Below are 15114 nucleotides of genomic sequence, written 5' to 3'. Positions count from 1 at the left end.
ATAGATTATAAATTATGAATTATAAATTATAAATTATAAATTATAAATTTCCAATCTTTGATTTAAAATTTAAATTTTAAATTTTAAATTTAAAGTTTTAAACTTAAATTCTTTGATGAAAATTGGAGATAATAAATATAAATATATTTTATATATGAAAAAATAAAAAGGTAAATGATTACATCAATTATAAGGGAATTAATGTATTGAAAGTAATAACCCTATACATTAAAATGAAAGTATGAAAGTTTAATATAGTGTGAAAATTGGATTAAACTTAATCATTGCAATTGAAATAAAATATTATAATTTAAGAAAATTGCACAAATAAATTAAGTTGATAGATATAACTGTTATAATGGTATTAGAAGATAATAATACGAGGAGGTAATAATAATGAAAAGAATTGCAGTGTTGACAAGTGGTGGCGATTCTCCAGCAATGAATGCAGCTATAAGGGCAGTGGTAAGAACTGGAATTGGAAAAGGTATTAAAGTCTTTGGAGTACATAGAGGTTATAATGGTTTAATTAATGGTGAACTATTTGAAATGGATAAACAGTCGGTTTCGGATATAATCCAAAGAGGTGGGACTATTTTAAGAACGGCAAGAAGTGAAGAATTTAGAACCCCTGAAGGAAGAGAAAGGGCTTTGAATGTAATCAAAGTTTTAAAAATAGATGGAGTAGTAGTAATTGGAGGAGATGGATCATTTAAAGGAGCAGATCTCTTAAGTGATTTAGGTGTTGCAACTGTTGGGGTTCCAGGAACTATTGATAATGATTTAGAGTATACAGACTATACAATAGGTTTTGATACAGCGTTAAATACAGCTATCGATGCAATAAATAAAATAAGAGATACTTCAAGCTCGCATGAAAGAGTAAGTGTAATTGAAGTTATGGGAAGAAATTGTGGTGAGTTAGCTTTATTTGCAGGAATTGCAGGTGGAGCAGAACAAGTAATAATTCCTGAAAAATCCTTCGCAATAGAAGATATATGTGAAAATATATTTAAAGGAAAGCGATGTGGAAAGCTTCATAACATTATAATTTTAGCAGAGGGTGTTGGCGGGGCTCAAAAATTAGCGAAGAAGATAGAAGAAATTACAAGCATAGAAACTAGAGCTACAGTTCTTGGATATATTCAAAGGGGTGGAAGTCCAAGTGCCTTTGATAGAATTTTAGCTTCAAGAATGGGAAATAAAGCAGTTGAAACATTAATGAGTGGTAAAAGTGCTAGAGTTATAGGGATAAAAGGAAATAAAATAATTGATATGGATATTAAAGAAGCACTAGCAATGGAATCACAATTTGATGAAGAGTTATATAAGCTATCTATAGATTTATCTAATTAATAAATCTTGAAATATAATTAAAATATTCTAATATAGTTTTGTTTGTTAGTAGTGTTATCTGCATAATGAAACCAAAATTATTCGAATTAAGAGGAGGATAACTATGAAAAAAACAAAAATTATCTGTACAATGGGGCCTACAACTAATGATAAGGAGATTGTAAAGAAATTAATTGAAAATGGTATGAATGCAGGAAGACTTAATTTCTCACACGGTAGTCATGAGGAACATAAAGTTAGAATCGATATGATAAAAGAAGTTAGAGAAGAACTTCAAAAACCTATCGCAATAGTACTAGATACAAAGGGGCCAGAAATAAGAACAGGGAATTTCGAAAATGGCACTGTGGAATTAAAAGAGGGAACTACATTTACGGTTCATTGTGGTGAGGACATTATTGGTAATGAAAACAAATGTTCAATTACTTATAAGGGATTATATATGGATGTAAAGCCAGGGGATAAGCTTTTAATAAATGATGGTCTTGTAGCATTAAATGTAAAATCAATAGATGGAAAAAACATTAAAACCATTGTTGAAAATACAGGGGTTATTGGAAATCACAAAGGTATGAATGTTCCAGGAGTTGCATTAAAACTACCTGCACTCACAGAAAAGGATATTGCAGATTTAAAATTTGGTATAGAATGTGAAGTCGATATAGTTGCTGCATCTTTTATAAGAAAAGGCACAGATGTATTAGATATAAGAAAGCTTCTAGATAAAAATGGTGGAGATTATATTCAAATATTTTCTAAAATAGAAAATAGACAAGGCGTAGATAATATAGATGAAATTATAAGATACTCTGATGGAATTATGGTAGCAAGAGGAGACTTAGGAGTTGAGATTCCTACAGAAGAAGTACCTGTTGTTCAAAAAATGATTATAGAAAAGTGTAATATAGCAGGTAAACCAGTAATAACCGCAACTCAAATGCTTGACTCTATGATTAGAAATCCAAGACCTACAAGAGCAGAAGCCTCTGACGTGGCAAATGCAATTTTTGATGGTACTGATGCAATAATGCTTAGTGGAGAAACAGCTAATGGTAAATATCCAGTAGAGGTTGTTAAAACTATGGCTCAAATAGCTATAAAAGCAGAGCAATATATTAACTATGAAGAAAATTTTGGTAAGAGGAAAAAAGTTCATGTTCCAAACGTACCAAATGCAATCAGCGTTGCAACTTGTAACACAGCGATGGAACTTAATGCATCTGCGATTATTACAGCAACTCAAAGTGGTCAAACTGCGAGACAAATATCAAAGTATAGACCAGAGTGTACAATAATTGCATGTACTCCTTATGAAAAAGTTGCTAGAAGCTTGGCATTAAACTGGGGAGTTTTAGCAATACTTACTCCGAAATTTAAAGATACAGATGAATTGATAGAAAAAACTTCAGAAATAGCATTGGCGTCTAACTATGTTGAAAAGGGTGACTTAGTAGTAATTGTTGCTGGAATTCCAATGAACTATGTTGGAAGTACTAATATGATGAAAGTGCATATTATTGGAGATATACTTCTACAAGGTAAAGGATCTAATAACGGTACAGCTTACGGAACTGCACTTCATGCAAATAGCCCAAAAGATATTATCAACAATATGGATGAAAACCAAGTTATAATTGTGGATAAATTAGGTAGAGAGTATGTCAATGTGTTAGAGGATGTTTCAGGGATAATAGTTGAAAGTGATGAGATGAGTTCTAGTGTAGTTTTAGAATGCAACTCAAGAAATATTCCAATAATATATAATGCAACAGGAGCCACAGAAATCATAAAATCAGGTTGTTTTATAACTATGGATTCTAAAGTTGGTATGGTATATAGCGGAAAGACAAATGTATAATAAGAATCTATAAATTTATTGAAATTATGTGAAATAAGATGTATAATTATCAGGTTTGTGGATAAAACTTACAATATAACATATTTGGCAACTGATTCATTATTGACACCCGAAAAGGGTGTCTTTCTCTTTTGTGCATATACATATATTTTAATAAATTTATACATTTATTTTGAAAATCTATAAGGCTTTTATCCTTAATTTTAATTTTAAACTTTCAATTTTAAATTAATACCATAGTATAAGAATCTTAATACTCCATATAATAAGAAAAATATAATTGTAAGGGAGTGTTATTTTGAGTGGAACATTGACATGTGATGCTAATAATTGTATTCACAACATTTCAGGATTATGTTCAGCAAAGAAAATTGATATTCAGGGTATAGGTGGTGGCAATAACAAACATACACAATGTGGAACATTTGAGGGAAAAGGTATTAAAAATGCCATTACAAGTGTATTTAACATGAATGTAGCTGGGGAGATAAAACAAATATTTAGTAGTTCTAATATAGCTATGAACCCTATTATTAACTGTGACACCATAACCTGTAGATTTAATATTAATAGAAATTGTGGAGCAGACTTTATACAAATTCACGAGGGTGTTGAACTTGGTAGTAATAGAACTGAATGTGAGACTTTTCAACAGTGAAGTGAGGTAAGCGTGAATATATTATTTAAAGAGCACACATTAAAATTAACGTAGTAAAACTCTAGTTAGAAAGCTAGAGTTTTTATATTTGTCTTTATTTTAATAGATTGTTTAAAGTAAAATTTAATATTATTTCAGTGGTGAAATGATTTTGAATACTAAGTTATCTAAAGAATTCTTAGAGTTATGTATAATAACATCTGTTTAAATCGTATAATATAAATAATGTAGGATATTATGGTTAATAATACTTTTTTCTGATAGAATAAAGAGTGATTATAAGCTAAATAGAGGGTGATTTAATGAATAAACATAATAAGATAAAAAATGATGAAACAACAATAGAGATGTATGAAAAAGAAGAAATTCAAAGAGCAAACAATGAGGCTATGAAAGATAAAATGTTAAAGAGTGAGGAGGAAGAGGAATTAGTAGAAGCGAAATTTGAAAATTTAAAGACTCACTTGAATAACGTTAATGTAGATATAGAAAAAAACTTGGATTATATAATTAAAATTGATAGCTACGGTCATGAGGGTGAGGGCGTTGGAAAGATAAATAACTTTACTGTATTTGTAAAGGAAGCAATGAAAAATGAAACAGTTAAGATAAAACTTATAAAAGTTAATAAAACTTATGGAGTAGGAAAACTTTTAGAAGTTATAATACCATCAGTACATAGAGCCGAGCCAGTATGTAAAATCTACAAGAGATGTGGAGGATGTAACTTACAACACGTATCTTATGATGAGCAATTACGGTTTAAGACTCAAAGGGTGAAGGACGTTATAGAAAGAGTAGGTAAAATTGAAAATTTAAAAATTCATAATACCTTAGGTATGGAGTTTCCATACAATTATAGAAATAAGGTTCAGTTACCTGTTGGACTCCAAGATGAAAATGTTGTAGTTGGATTTTATGCACCTAGATCTCATGAAATAATTAACATGGAACACTGTTATATTCAAAGTAAGATTGGTGATAAGGTCGTTGAAATTCTAAAAAATTGGATGAAAGAATACAAGATTAAACCTTATGATGAAAAAAATCATAGCGGTCTTATTAAGCACATAATGATTAGAGAGGGCTTTAAGACCAAAGAAATCATGATTGTAATAGTAACTAATGGAGATAAGTTACCTGCAGAGAAACCACTAATAAAAGCGCTTAGAGGGGATATTTTAAATCTTAAATCTGTTATTCAGAGCATAAATAGAGAAAAAACTAATGTAATATTAGGAAATAAATTAAAAACTTTATGGGGAGAAGATACAATATCAGATTATATCGGTGAGTTTAAATTCAACATCTCTCCATTATCATTTTTCCAAGTAAATCCTATTCAAACGGAAGTACTTTATAAGAAAGCCTTAGAATATGCAGCCCTTTCAGGCAATGAGATTGTATTTGATGCTTATTGTGGTACAGGAACAATTTCATTATTTCTATCTAAAAGAGCTAAAATGGTATTTGGTATAGAAATAATTCCACAAGCTATAGAAAATGCAAATGAGAACAAGGTTGCAAATAAGGTTGAGAATGTAGAGTTTATAGTAGGTAAGGCAGAAGAAGAAATTCCAAGGCTTATAAAAAGTGGAGTTAACCCAGATGTAATAATGCTAGATCCACCAAGAAAAGGCTGTGAAGAGTCATTACTTCAGGCAATTGCAAGTGTAAAACCTAAGAGAATAGTATATGTATCCTGTGATCCAGCAACCCTAGCAAGAGATTTAAGAATATTAGATGACTTAGGGTATAAAGCAGTAGAGCTACAGCCAGTAGACATGTTCCCTCAGGGGCATCATGTTGAGTGTGTAGTTCAACTATCTAGACAAATAGGATATTAGGGGTGCTTTAATATGAATTAAAATGTAATTTGCCACCAATTTGCCACCGTAAATTTTATATTGGTGGCAAATTATTTTTTTGTAATTATATTTTCTAAAATGTTAACAGTGTTAGTCTTCATTTTATCTGTTACATGAGAATATGTGTCCATCGTTGTAGCAAGCTTTGAATGTCCTAATCTTTCTTGAATATCTTTAATATTAGCTCCCCCTTCTAAAAGCATAGTAGCATGAGTATGCCTAAGCGAGTGAAAGTTAAAATTTATAACTAACTCATAGTTTACAACTCGTGATAAATATTTAAGGCTATCAGTTGTTATGTGCTCACCATTTTCTTTAGTGCATACAAAATTTGAGTTAATATAATATTCTCCATACTTCAATTTATTTTCTTTTTGAGATAGACTATGTCTTTTTAATATATTAATTAAAGTATCACCTATAAAAATTGTTCTATTAGAGCTTTTAGTTTTAGGAGGACCAAGCTCAAATATACCTTTACCTTTGTTTATTAGTGTATGCTGAACTTTTATCGTTTTACTATTTAAATTTATGTCACTCCATTGTAAGGCTGTAACTTCTCCGCCGCGCATACCAGTGTGAAAGGCAATTTGAAGTGGTATATAAAAATTACTACATATAGGAAACCTATTAATAATTTTATTATAATCGTCAATCGATATTATTTTAAAATCATCTTTAGAGTTTTTAGATTTATTATCTTTAGGTAATTTAACATATTGCATGGGATTATCTTTTATAAATTGGTAAGGGTGTACAGCTGTTTTGAGTGCACCTGAAAGAACTCCATAAAAATTATCTATACTAGATTTAGATAATCCACTCAAATATTTTTGATTAATAAACTCTTGCAATACAGTTGGGGTTAGCGATTTAAGTTTATAAGAACCTAATACTGGCCTTATGTGATTCTTTATTATTCTTTTGTAATACTCTTGTGTATTGTATTTACAATTAATAAGTACATATTCTTTGTACCAGTAGTCAAAATAGTCAGCAACGGAAATGTTACTTTCAGTGATAACAGATCCACATTTTTCATATTCATTTAAAGCAATTCTTAAATCCTCTTGAGCTTCTTTTTTAGTTCTGAAACCGCCTTTCTCTTTTCTTTTTCTTTTACCATCAACTATTCCAAGATCGAAATAGTAACTCCATGTAGAACCTCGTTTACGAGTTCCTCCTTGCATAAGAAAAACCTCCTTTATATTTCACTAATATTTTCAAGGATTTGTATAAATATTCAATTTTTTTATTCTCAAATTCTATAAATTGATTCATTTGAGAATGTATGTTCTGTAGGCAATAAAAAATATATACTTAATTAAATTAAGTCAAATTTAAGTTTTAAATATTTATAATCAACACCTTCACAATTGGCTACAACCTCAATACAAAAATCTTTATACTCAGTTAAAAGATTGTCGCTAATTAATAGTTCGGCAGCGAAGGTATCAGCCTCGATTTCATGCTTGTTTTGGTTGAAAAAAGTATTAGAGTTATTAAAATAAACGTTGCTTTTAGTATGCATAATTGCATGACCAAGCTCGTGGGCTATGCAGAATAAAGTTTCTTTCTCAGACAAATTTTCATTTATAAAAAATACTTTTTTCTTTTTGCTATACAAATAATTTCCTCTAACATTCCCGAGAGGTACAACGTAAATCCATATTCCTAAGGCATCCGCTATTTCAAATGGATTATTTGTACCGCATTTTTTGATTAATTTCTGAGCTAATTTTTTTATGTTCATTATATACCCCATCCCCTTTAAAACTAATAATATACTACTTTTTATACTTATTGGGAGTATATTTTTTCTTATTATATATTCTTACATCAGTTAAAAATTTCTCATAAGCCAATTTTAAGTATTCCTTATCCTCCTCATCTGCTGGGGTCCCGCAAAATTCTACTGTAGAAAGTTTATCGATATTAGCAATCATTTTTTGAGCTTCTTTTTCTATATCTAATTTTTCTTTGTTAGTTAGAGGTAAATCTGATTTATTAGTTTCATAAGATTCAGTACCAAGCAGATAAGCAAGCGTTATACCAAAGTAATCTGCAATTTTTTGCAATTTGTCTTGTTTTGGAGTACTCCTTCCTTTTTTCCAATCTGACAATGTAGACGTAGCTATTCCAGTTTCCTTAGCGACTTTGTAAGCTGTAATTCCATGTTTTTGTAATAATTCCTCAAATATATTATACATTTTAGGCTCTCCTTACTATTACCATAAAAGTATTTAAGAAAACTTAAATAAAAACACTTGACTATCTAAGAAATACGGATTATACTTTAAACATAGCTAAGAAAACCTAGCTAATGTACATCATATACACTAAGAAAGTCTAATGTTACGGTAATGTTATATATATTTTATTCTCAACAATTAAAATATATCACATTTCCGTAATAGTGACAAGTATTTTTTACGGAATGGAGGTGGGAATTTGTACCCAAAATTCGCCAAATTGTTACAAAACAATAATATGACAGCGTATAAAGTAGCGAAAGATACGGAAATATCAACGTCAACTTTAAGTGATTGGAAGACCGGAAGGAGCATTCCTAAGGTAGATAAATTAAAAAAAATAGCTGATTATTTTGGAGTTTCCATAACATATTTTTTAGAAAATGACACAGATGAGAATTAAATGATTTAGGAGGCAAAAATGGAAGATTTATTATATACAGTTCCAGAAGTAGCAAAGATTTTAAAAGTTGATCAGCATAAAGTTTATGATCTTATAGATAAGAATATATTAATAGGTCTAAAACTAGGTAGGCTTAAGGTCACAAGAATAGAGTTATTCAGATTTCTTAAAGCCTATACAGGTAAAGATTTATCTGATTTAAACAATATAAAAAGTTTAAATTAATATTCAAACGGCTCCAGTGTGAGGGTAAACATATTCAAGGTGGTGGAATTCAAAAATGTCATTCAAGTTTTTAAGAGATTTGAAAGCAAGTATAACAGAACAAGAGTTTAAAGAAGTGCTAACAATTGCTACGCAAGATATTATGTTTAACAATGTAGGGTTTAATAGGTTAACTAAAGAACAAGATTTAATTAGTGTCTGTGAGAGAAGTTTGATTTTAATACGAGGTAGACAAGCTTATGTGGTTTCTTAAAATTAATTGTGAGGAGGGGGAAAAATGAAGCTTATAAAAATCAAAGGGGTAATACATGAAATGGACTTTGAGCAGTGCTACTGCCAATTCGCACCGCTCAGAGCCAAAATGTTAAAACAGTATTGGTTTATGCCTATAGAGCAAGAAGATCTGTCTCAAGAGATATCACTTAACTTCTATAGGGCATATGAAAGCTATGACATAAATAAAGATTTTGAATTTATAACTATAGCTTACAAAACTATTATAAATGCAATGTGGAAATTAAACAATAAATTTCATACTGCGAAGAGACAATCGTATGAGAGCGTAGTCTATTTGAATGCACTAGCTAAATCTACTGATAATCCAGGAGAATTAATTGATTTGCTGATACATGAAGATAGTTTTGAAGATAGTTTATGTACTAAGCTTGATTTTGAAAAATTAATTAATCAAGTTGATAGTGAAAATGAGGTTAAAATTATAAAGCTTTCAAGGTGTGGATATACACAACGAGAGATCGGAGAAATGCTGGGGTATAGTCAAATGAAAATATCAAGATATAAAAGTAGGTTAAGAGGTGTTGTTAAAAAGGAAATCTGTTGTTAAGGGGGATGTATAATGCCTATGGTTATAAATGCTACTAGCTTTAAAAAAGAATCTTACACCATTTTCGGTATTAGGGACTTAGAAGATTTAGTTATTAATACAATGGGTGAGGATGTATGGAATGCAATTATGTATTTCACGGAAGAGAAGATTGAATTAAATCAAGAGGAGAACAAATATACAGAAGATGATATAAGGTCCTATGATGTAGACCTAACTTCATTAAGAAGCGGTGTAAGTTATGAAGTACAAGAACTAAGTAGACTAGTTAGCTATGTTAATGATTCCACTAGATTAAATAGAGCAATTATTATTGAAAAGATATGTGGTGTTAAAAGACGGCTAACAGAAAATGAGGGATATTGAATGAATAAGAAAGTGGCATTAGTTAAGTTTAAAGGCTATCAAGATCATATGGAATATTCATACTTAACAGATATAGACAATTTAGTTGACGGGGATGTTCTAGTAGTTCCAACTAATAATTCATACAGTATAGGATACTTTGCCAGGTACAGTGATAATAAGCAGCATGTTAGAAATGCAACTAAATGGATAGTTCAGAAAGTTGATATTGAAGCATACGAAATTAAGATGTTTCTAGGTGAGTAGCTATGAATAAATTAAGCAAATCTGAATTCATGAGTAAAGCAATTAATGACTTATACGAGTTTAAAAGACTAGAGAAGGAAAAGGCAATGGGTGCTGAGATTCATGAAATACAGAATTTTCATAAAATAAATCAATATAAGAGGAGGAAGAAAAGATGGAAATAACAGCAAAGTTTAATAATGGTGAGGAAATGATGGCATTTGCTAAAATGCTATTAGGAAATAATACAAAAGAAGAGGTGGAATTCACTGCAAAAATGTCTAAATCTGTAGAGGTTATAAATGAAGAGGTTAAAGAAGTAAAAGAAGAAACACCTAAAGTTGAAGCAGAAGTAATTGGTGTAAACCAAGAACAAGGTGAAACTAAAGATGCTGAAATTGTAGTTGATGATAAACAAGAGGACAAGCCAGTAGTGACTAAGGAAATGGTAAGGGCTATATTCACTAAGCTGATTAAAGAAGGTAAGCAGGCTAAAGCTAAAGAGCTTACAAGTAAGTACGGAGCTGCTAAGCTAGGGGAAGTAAAAGAAGAAGACTATGCAGCAATATTAAAGGATGCGGGGGAACTATTATAATGGCAGCGCATGCAATATTAAGTGCTTCTGGTGCTAGTAGATGGATGGCCTGCCCACCTTCTGCTAGATTAGAACAGAACTACCCTAATCAGTCTAGTGAGTTTGCTCGGGAGGGTACGTTGGCACATGAACTTGGAGAATTAGGGTTAAGAAAAGAACTGGGGTTAATATCAACAAGAAAATATAATATTGAAGTTAAGAAGATACAAGCACATGAACTTTATACTGCTGATATGCCTGACTATGTAGAGATATATGTAGATACTTGTATTGAAAAGGTAGCAGAGGCGAAAGCAAAGACTCCTGATGCAGTATTTAGCATAGAACAAAAACTTAACTTTAGTGAATGGGTACCAGAAGGATTCGGTACCGGGGACTTTGTAATAATTGCGGATGGGGTTATGGAAATATGTGATCTAAAGTACGGTAAAGGAGTTCCAGTAAGTGCAATAGATAATAAGCAAATGCGATTATATGCACTGGGAGCAATACATGAATTTGGATTCTTATATGATATAGAAAAAGTAAGAATGACGATTATACAACCTAGACTTGATAGTATTTCAACAGATGAAGTTGATGCAGATGATTTGCTTAAATGGGCAGAGGAAGAATTAAAGCCAATAGCAGAGTTAGCATTCAAGGGTGAAGGTGAGTTTCGTGCAGATAATCATTGTGGATTTTGTAGGGCTAAATCAGTTTGCAAGGCTAGAGCTGATAAAAACTTAGAGTTAGCTAAGTACGAGTTTAGAACCACTCTAACACTAAGTGATGTAGATATAGCAGACATATTAAGTAAAGCTGATGAATTAGCTAAGTGGGCTAAAGATGTACAAGAGTATGCATTGGAACAAGCAGTTAAGGGAGTACAATATCAAGGATATAAAGTTGTTGAAGGTAGAAGTAATAGAAAGTATACAGATGAAAGCCTTGTTGCAACAAGCTTACTAGGTCATGGGTATGAATCAAAGCTTATTTATAAGCCACAGGAACTTCAAGGGCTTACCAATATGGAAAAATTGGTGGGAAAGAAAAAGCTTAATGAATTAGTTGGAAATTACATCATCAAACCGACAGGAAAGCCAACGCTGGTTTCTATAGAAGATAAAAGAGAACCATATAATCCTGCTAAAGCAGATTTTGAAGAGAATACACCGTCTAAGGATTTTATGTAAATAAAAGAAAGGTGGAAGATAAAACTTGTAATAAAAAAGATTGTAAGAATAAAAACAGTTATAACTGTTTAGGGTGTAAACACAATTTATGTATACCTAAATCAGATAAGATGTGGGATACATGCTCAAATAAATATCTATTCAATCACTAATTAAGAATTGAAAGCGAGGAATTAATAATGGTAAATATTAAAGCAAAAAGAACAGGAACAAAAGTAACTACAGGAAAGGTGAGATTTTCATATGCTCACTTGTTTGAACCAAAGGCAATGGAAGGTCAAGAACCTAAGTACAGTGTATCTGTAATAATACCTAAGACAGATACAGAAACTCTTAAAGCAATTAAAGAAGCGGTAGACCAGGTTAAAAAAGAAGGTGCTGCTAAGTGGGGTGGTAAAGTTCCACCTAACTTAAAAACTCCGTTAAGAGATGGAGATGCAGAAAGACCAGATGATGAATCATATACTAATTGCTATTTTCTAAATGCTAATAGCAAAAATAAGCCTGGTGTAGTTGACCAATATGTTCAACCAATACTAGATGCTACAGAGGTATACAGTGGTTGCTATGGTAGATTAACTCTTAATTTCTACCCTTACAGTGCAAGTGGTAACAAAGGAATAGCTTGTGGACTTGGTAATGTACAAAAGCTAGAAGATGGAGAACCACTTGGAGGATTCACAAGAGCAGAGGACGATTTCGAAGCAGTAGCTGCAGAAGATGACTTCTTGGGTTAAAAGTTTATAGAGCAGGTGAAGAGCCTGCTCTTATTTATAAGGAGGGTTAAAATGGAGTATTCATGTGAAAATCATATTCAAGATTCAAAAGGAAATAGATTTTTTATAAAGGATAAGGTAAGTGTATATAAAAAATCTAGTTGGTGTTTCAGGGGTGAATTAACGCTTATTACAAGTAAAGGTATCTACTTAGATGTTGGGGTAAAAGCAAATAAATATTTTAGAGCTGACATAATAGATGAAATAAAATTACTTGGTGATGAAGAATGAAGATTAATTCTATATCAGATTTATGTAAATATGAAATTCCTCATGAAGTGCTAAAAGATATTAATAAGAGAATAACAGATTGGTTAGCATCAGGAGGGAAAGAAGACGATCCATATATAAAACAGCAGTTTAGATATGCTGAAAGATTTGTGAGGTAAATTGATATGAAGACGTTAGCTATAGACGTTGAAACATATAGCAGTATAGATATTAAAACTTCGGGGGCTTACAGGTATTGTGAAGCCCCTGATTTTGAAATAATACTATTTGCTTATGCGTTTGATGATGAAGAAGTACAAATTGTAGATTATTTAAATGATGGAGAGTTACCAGATGAAGTCATTAAAGCATTAGAAGATTCTAGTGTAATTAAGACCGCATTTAATGCAAACTTTGAAAGAAATGCAATAAGTAATGATTTTGCATTAATAGAGTGCCCACCAGAACAATGGCAATGTACGATGATAAAAGCATTAACAATGGGGTTACCTGGTTCACTTGATATGGTTGGTAAAGTTCTAAAGCTTGAGAGTGATAAGCAGAAGATGAAAGAAGGTAAGGCATTAATACAGTATTTCTGTAAGCCTTGTAAACCAACTAAGACTAATGGTGGCAGAACTAGAAATCTACCGGAACATGATCCAGAGAAGTGGGAGTTATTTAAACAATATTGTAAACAAGACGTTGAAGTTGAGAGAACTATAAGAAATAAGCTAAGTAAATATATAACTACAGAGAATGAGCAGAGATTATGGGAACTAGACCAAAAGATAAATGACCGCGGTGTTGGCACTGATTTAGTTCTAATTAATAAAGCTATAGAGTGCGATTTAATATTTGCTGAAAGGCTACAAAATGAAGCAAGAGAATTAACAGGGTTAAGTAATCCTAATAGTCCGACTCAGCTTAAAAAGTGGCTAGGTGAGCGTGTGGGTTATGAGATTACAAGTCTTACAAAAGATACTATACCAGAACTCATATTTAACTCTAATGGAAATCAAGAAGTAATTAGAGTTTTAGAACTAAGACAACTTATGGCCAAGACATCAATTAAGAAATATGAAGCTATGTTAAAAGGCAGATGTAAAGATAGTAGAGTAAGAGGATTATTACAGTTTTATGGGGCTAATAGAACTGGTAGATGGGCTGGAAGATTGGTGCAGGTGCAGAACCTTCCACAGAACCATTTACCGGATTTAGATGATGCTAGAAACTGTGTAAGAGAAGGTAGATTCGATGATATAGAGTTTCTATATGATAGTATTCCAGATACATTGTCACAACTTATTAGAACAGCATTTATACCTAGAGATGGGAATAGGTTCATGGTAGCTGACTTCTCCGCGATAGAAGCAAGAGTAATTGCCTGGTATGCATCAGAGCAATGGAGACTTGATGTATTTGCAACCCATGGAAAGATATATGAAGCTTCAGCAAGTCAAATGTTTAAGGTACCTATAGAAGATGTAAAAAAAGGTAGCGATTTAAGACAGAAAGGTAAGATCGCGGAACTTGCTCTTGGGTATGGTGGAAGTGTTGGAGCTATAGCTAGTATGGATAAAGCTAAAAGTATTCCAGAGGAAGAACTTCCGGGACTAGTTAAGAGTTGGAGAAATGCGAATCCGAAGATAACAAAATTTTGGTGGGATTGTGATAAGGCAGCTAAAAAAGCTATTGAAGAAAGAACTACAGTATGTATGCAGTTTGGGCTTAAGTTTATATATAATCCGGGAATATTATTTATACAATTACCTTCAGGTAGAAGATTATCGTATATAAGGCCAAAAATAGAGATTGGGAAATTTGATAAACCAATTATTACTTATGAAGGTATGGAACAGACTTCTAAGCAATGGACTACATTAGAAACTTACGGACCTAAACTTGTAGAAAATATTGTACAGGCTACGGCAAGAGATTGTTTAGGAGAAGCAATGTTTAATGTTGAAAAAGTAGGTTATGACACAGTTATGCATGTGCATGATGAACTTATCATGGATGTACCTAAAGATTTTGGTAGTTTAGATGAGGTTAATGAGATATTCGCTAAACATATTTCATGGGCGCCAGGACTTCCACTTAAAGCAGATGGGTATGAGTGTAACTATTACATGAAGGATTAGGATTTATGGGTAAAGTAATTCATTATGAAGATGTTGCAATTGAATGGTGCAGAATACAAGAAGTACAAATGGAAATTGGTATATGGGATAACAAACTTTATGAAAGGATAACTAAAATATTTCAATGGGATTTAAAATTAAATCTAATATGTTAGGAGA

General features: G+C 31.6%; 21 protein-coding genes. 18 read left to right on the top strand and 3 right to left on the bottom strand.

Annotated elements, in window-relative coordinates:
• Positions 1 to 396: 396 nt before the first annotated feature.
• The 4 genes from pfkA to rlmD all read left to right on the top strand — a co-directional run bounded on the left by pfkA (position 397) and on the right by rlmD (position 5719).
• On the top strand, positions 397 to 1356 hold the full coding sequence (gene pfkA / locus RSA29_RS04645; RefSeq protein ID WP_346942805.1) for a 6-phosphofructokinase: 960 nt from the start codon (positions 397 to 399) through the stop codon (positions 1354 to 1356).
• Positions 1357 to 1459: 103 nt separating this feature from the next.
• Positions 1460 to 3214 (top strand): pyruvate kinase, encoded by a 1755-nt coding sequence (pyk, locus tag RSA29_RS04640; protein ID WP_346932400.1) that lies wholly within the window; start codon positions 1460 to 1462, stop codon positions 3212 to 3214.
• Positions 3215 to 3512: 298 nt separating this feature from the next.
• A complete protein-coding gene (locus RSA29_RS04635; RefSeq protein WP_346942806.1) occupies positions 3513 to 3872 on the top strand; it encodes a DUF1540 domain-containing protein in 360 nt (119 codons plus the stop codon).
• Between the two features lie 302 nt (positions 3873 to 4174).
• Entirely contained in the window at positions 4175 to 5719 is a 1545-nt protein-coding gene (rlmD, locus tag RSA29_RS04630) for a 23S rRNA (uracil(1939)-C(5))-methyltransferase RlmD (RefSeq protein ID WP_346942807.1), read from the top strand.
• Between the two features lie 71 nt (positions 5720 to 5790).
• Here the strand turns inward: rlmD and RSA29_RS04625 are convergent, their stop codons facing one another.
• The 3 genes from RSA29_RS04625 to RSA29_RS04615 all read right to left on the bottom strand — a co-directional run bounded on the left by RSA29_RS04625 (position 5791) and on the right by RSA29_RS04615 (position 7950).
• Positions 5791 to 6930, bottom strand: a complete 1140-nt coding sequence (locus tag RSA29_RS04625) for a site-specific integrase (RefSeq protein WP_346942808.1) — start codon at positions 6928 to 6930, stop codon at positions 5791 to 5793.
• 134 nt (positions 6931 to 7064) lie between these two features.
• Complete coding sequence (locus RSA29_RS04620) at positions 7065 to 7505, bottom strand: ImmA/IrrE family metallo-endopeptidase (protein ID WP_346942809.1); 441 nt, start codon at positions 7503 to 7505, stop codon at positions 7065 to 7067.
• Between the two features lie 22 nt (positions 7506 to 7527).
• Positions 7528 to 7950 carry a helix-turn-helix transcriptional regulator gene (locus RSA29_RS04615; protein WP_346942810.1) on the bottom strand — a complete coding sequence of 141 codons (423 nt, stop codon included), beginning with the start codon at positions 7948 to 7950 and terminating at the stop codon, positions 7528 to 7530.
• A 241-nt stretch (positions 7951 to 8191) separates the two neighbouring features.
• Between RSA29_RS04615 and RSA29_RS04610 the strand changes: the two genes are divergently transcribed.
• The 14 genes from RSA29_RS04610 (at position 8192) to RSA29_RS04545 (ending at position 15110) form a co-directional block, all read left to right on the top strand.
• Complete coding sequence (locus RSA29_RS04610; RefSeq protein ID WP_346942811.1) at positions 8192 to 8395, top strand: helix-turn-helix transcriptional regulator; 204 nt, start codon at positions 8192 to 8194, stop codon at positions 8393 to 8395.
• Positions 8396 to 8413: 18 nt separating this feature from the next.
• Entirely contained in the window at positions 8414 to 8620 is a 207-nt protein-coding gene (locus RSA29_RS04605; RefSeq protein ID WP_346942812.1) for a helix-turn-helix domain-containing protein, read from the top strand.
• Positions 8621 to 8675: 55 nt separating this feature from the next.
• The gene (locus tag RSA29_RS04600; protein WP_346944379.1) at positions 8676 to 8873 is read left to right on the top strand and encodes a hypothetical protein; all 198 of its coding nucleotides are present in this window, start codon (positions 8676 to 8678) and stop codon (positions 8871 to 8873) included.
• Positions 8874 to 8897: 24 nt separating this feature from the next.
• Positions 8898 to 9464, top strand: a complete 567-nt coding sequence (locus RSA29_RS04595; RefSeq protein WP_346942814.1) for a sigma-70 family RNA polymerase sigma factor — start codon at positions 8898 to 8900, stop codon at positions 9462 to 9464.
• A gap of 12 nt (positions 9465 to 9476) precedes the next feature.
• Positions 9477 to 9830, top strand: a complete 354-nt coding sequence (locus RSA29_RS04590) for a hypothetical protein (RefSeq protein ID WP_346944378.1) — start codon at positions 9477 to 9479, stop codon at positions 9828 to 9830.
• Positions 9831 to 10076, top strand: coding sequence for a hypothetical protein (locus RSA29_RS04585; protein WP_346942816.1), 246 nt, complete (start codon positions 9831 to 9833; stop codon positions 10074 to 10076). It abuts the gene before it with no gap.
• A gap of 2 nt (positions 10077 to 10078) precedes the next feature.
• Complete coding sequence (locus RSA29_RS04580) at positions 10079 to 10240, top strand: hypothetical protein (protein WP_346942817.1); 162 nt, start codon at positions 10079 to 10081, stop codon at positions 10238 to 10240.
• Positions 10231 to 10650, top strand: coding sequence for a hypothetical protein (locus tag RSA29_RS04575; RefSeq protein ID WP_346942818.1), 420 nt, complete (start codon positions 10231 to 10233; stop codon positions 10648 to 10650). Before RSA29_RS04580 ends, RSA29_RS04575 begins: the two co-directional genes overlap by 10 nt.
• Complete coding sequence (locus RSA29_RS04570) at positions 10650 to 11825, top strand: DUF2800 domain-containing protein (protein WP_346942819.1); 1176 nt, start codon at positions 10650 to 10652, stop codon at positions 11823 to 11825. The genes RSA29_RS04575 and RSA29_RS04570 overlap by 1 nt, the downstream gene beginning before the upstream one ends.
• 179 nt (positions 11826 to 12004) lie before the next feature.
• Entirely contained in the window at positions 12005 to 12562 is a 558-nt protein-coding gene (locus RSA29_RS04565) for a DUF2815 family protein (protein ID WP_346942820.1), read from the top strand.
• Positions 12563 to 12613: 51 nt separating this feature from the next.
• Positions 12614 to 12832 carry a hypothetical protein gene (locus tag RSA29_RS04560; protein ID WP_346942821.1) on the top strand — a complete coding sequence of 73 codons (219 nt, stop codon included), beginning with the start codon at positions 12614 to 12616 and terminating at the stop codon, positions 12830 to 12832.
• Positions 12829 to 12990 carry a DUF6877 family protein gene (locus RSA29_RS04555; RefSeq protein WP_346942822.1) on the top strand — a complete coding sequence of 54 codons (162 nt, stop codon included), beginning with the start codon at positions 12829 to 12831 and terminating at the stop codon, positions 12988 to 12990. Before RSA29_RS04560 ends, RSA29_RS04555 begins: the two co-directional genes overlap by 4 nt.
• A gap of 6 nt (positions 12991 to 12996) precedes the next feature.
• Positions 12997 to 14955: a DNA polymerase gene (locus RSA29_RS04550; protein WP_346944377.1), complete on the top strand. Its 1959-nt coding sequence runs from the start codon at positions 12997 to 12999 to the stop codon at positions 14953 to 14955.
• 5 nt (positions 14956 to 14960) lie between these two features.
• Complete coding sequence (locus RSA29_RS04545; protein WP_346942824.1) at positions 14961 to 15110, top strand: hypothetical protein; 150 nt, start codon at positions 14961 to 14963, stop codon at positions 15108 to 15110.
• Positions 15111 to 15114: the final 4 nt, after the last annotated feature.

Origin of the sequence: Clostridium sp., from assembly GCF_036660475.1 — a bacterium.
In the GTDB taxonomy this organism is placed as follows: Bacteria; Bacillota; Clostridia; order Clostridiales; family Clostridiaceae; genus Clostridium_J.
The sequence above is the reverse complement of the archived record's forward strand: the minus strand, read 5'-3'. Positions and strand labels throughout refer to the sequence as shown.

Coding starts and splice junctions, on each gene's coding strand:
- RSA29_RS04550 (WP_346944377.1), top strand. CDS start 12,997: ATGAAGACGTTAGCTATAGACGTTGAAACATATAGCAGTATAGATATT.
- pfkA (WP_346942805.1), top strand. CDS start 397: ATGAAAAGAATTGCAGTGTTGACAAGTGGTGGCGATTCTCCAGCAATG.
- RSA29_RS04590 (WP_346944378.1), top strand. CDS start 9,477: ATGCCTATGGTTATAAATGCTACTAGCTTTAAAAAAGAATCTTACACC.
- RSA29_RS04620 (WP_346942809.1), bottom strand. CDS start 7,505: ATGGGGTATATAATGAACATAAAAAAATTAGCTCAGAAATTAATCAAA.
- rlmD (WP_346942807.1), top strand. CDS start 4,175: ATGAATAAACATAATAAGATAAAAAATGATGAAACAACAATAGAGATG.
- RSA29_RS04615 (WP_346942810.1), bottom strand. CDS start 7,950: ATGTATAATATATTTGAGGAATTATTACAAAAACATGGAATTACAGCT.
- RSA29_RS04555 (WP_346942822.1), top strand. CDS start 12,829: ATGAAGATTAATTCTATATCAGATTTATGTAAATATGAAATTCCTCAT.
- RSA29_RS04570 (WP_346942819.1), top strand. CDS start 10,650: ATGGCAGCGCATGCAATATTAAGTGCTTCTGGTGCTAGTAGATGGATG.
- RSA29_RS04560 (WP_346942821.1), top strand. CDS start 12,614: ATGGAGTATTCATGTGAAAATCATATTCAAGATTCAAAAGGAAATAGA.
- RSA29_RS04585 (WP_346942816.1), top strand. CDS start 9,831: ATGAATAAGAAAGTGGCATTAGTTAAGTTTAAAGGCTATCAAGATCAT.
- RSA29_RS04605 (WP_346942812.1), top strand. CDS start 8,414: ATGGAAGATTTATTATATACAGTTCCAGAAGTAGCAAAGATTTTAAAA.
- RSA29_RS04580 (WP_346942817.1), top strand. CDS start 10,079: ATGAATAAATTAAGCAAATCTGAATTCATGAGTAAAGCAATTAATGAC.
- pyk (WP_346932400.1), top strand. CDS start 1,460: ATGAAAAAAACAAAAATTATCTGTACAATGGGGCCTACAACTAATGAT.
- RSA29_RS04600 (WP_346944379.1), top strand. CDS start 8,676: ATGTCATTCAAGTTTTTAAGAGATTTGAAAGCAAGTATAACAGAACAA.
- RSA29_RS04575 (WP_346942818.1), top strand. CDS start 10,231: ATGGAAATAACAGCAAAGTTTAATAATGGTGAGGAAATGATGGCATTT.
- RSA29_RS04565 (WP_346942820.1), top strand. CDS start 12,005: ATGGTAAATATTAAAGCAAAAAGAACAGGAACAAAAGTAACTACAGGA.
- RSA29_RS04545 (WP_346942824.1), top strand. CDS start 14,961: ATGGGTAAAGTAATTCATTATGAAGATGTTGCAATTGAATGGTGCAGA.
- RSA29_RS04595 (WP_346942814.1), top strand. CDS start 8,898: ATGAAGCTTATAAAAATCAAAGGGGTAATACATGAAATGGACTTTGAG.
- RSA29_RS04625 (WP_346942808.1), bottom strand. CDS start 6,930: ATGCAAGGAGGAACTCGTAAACGAGGTTCTACATGGAGTTACTATTTC.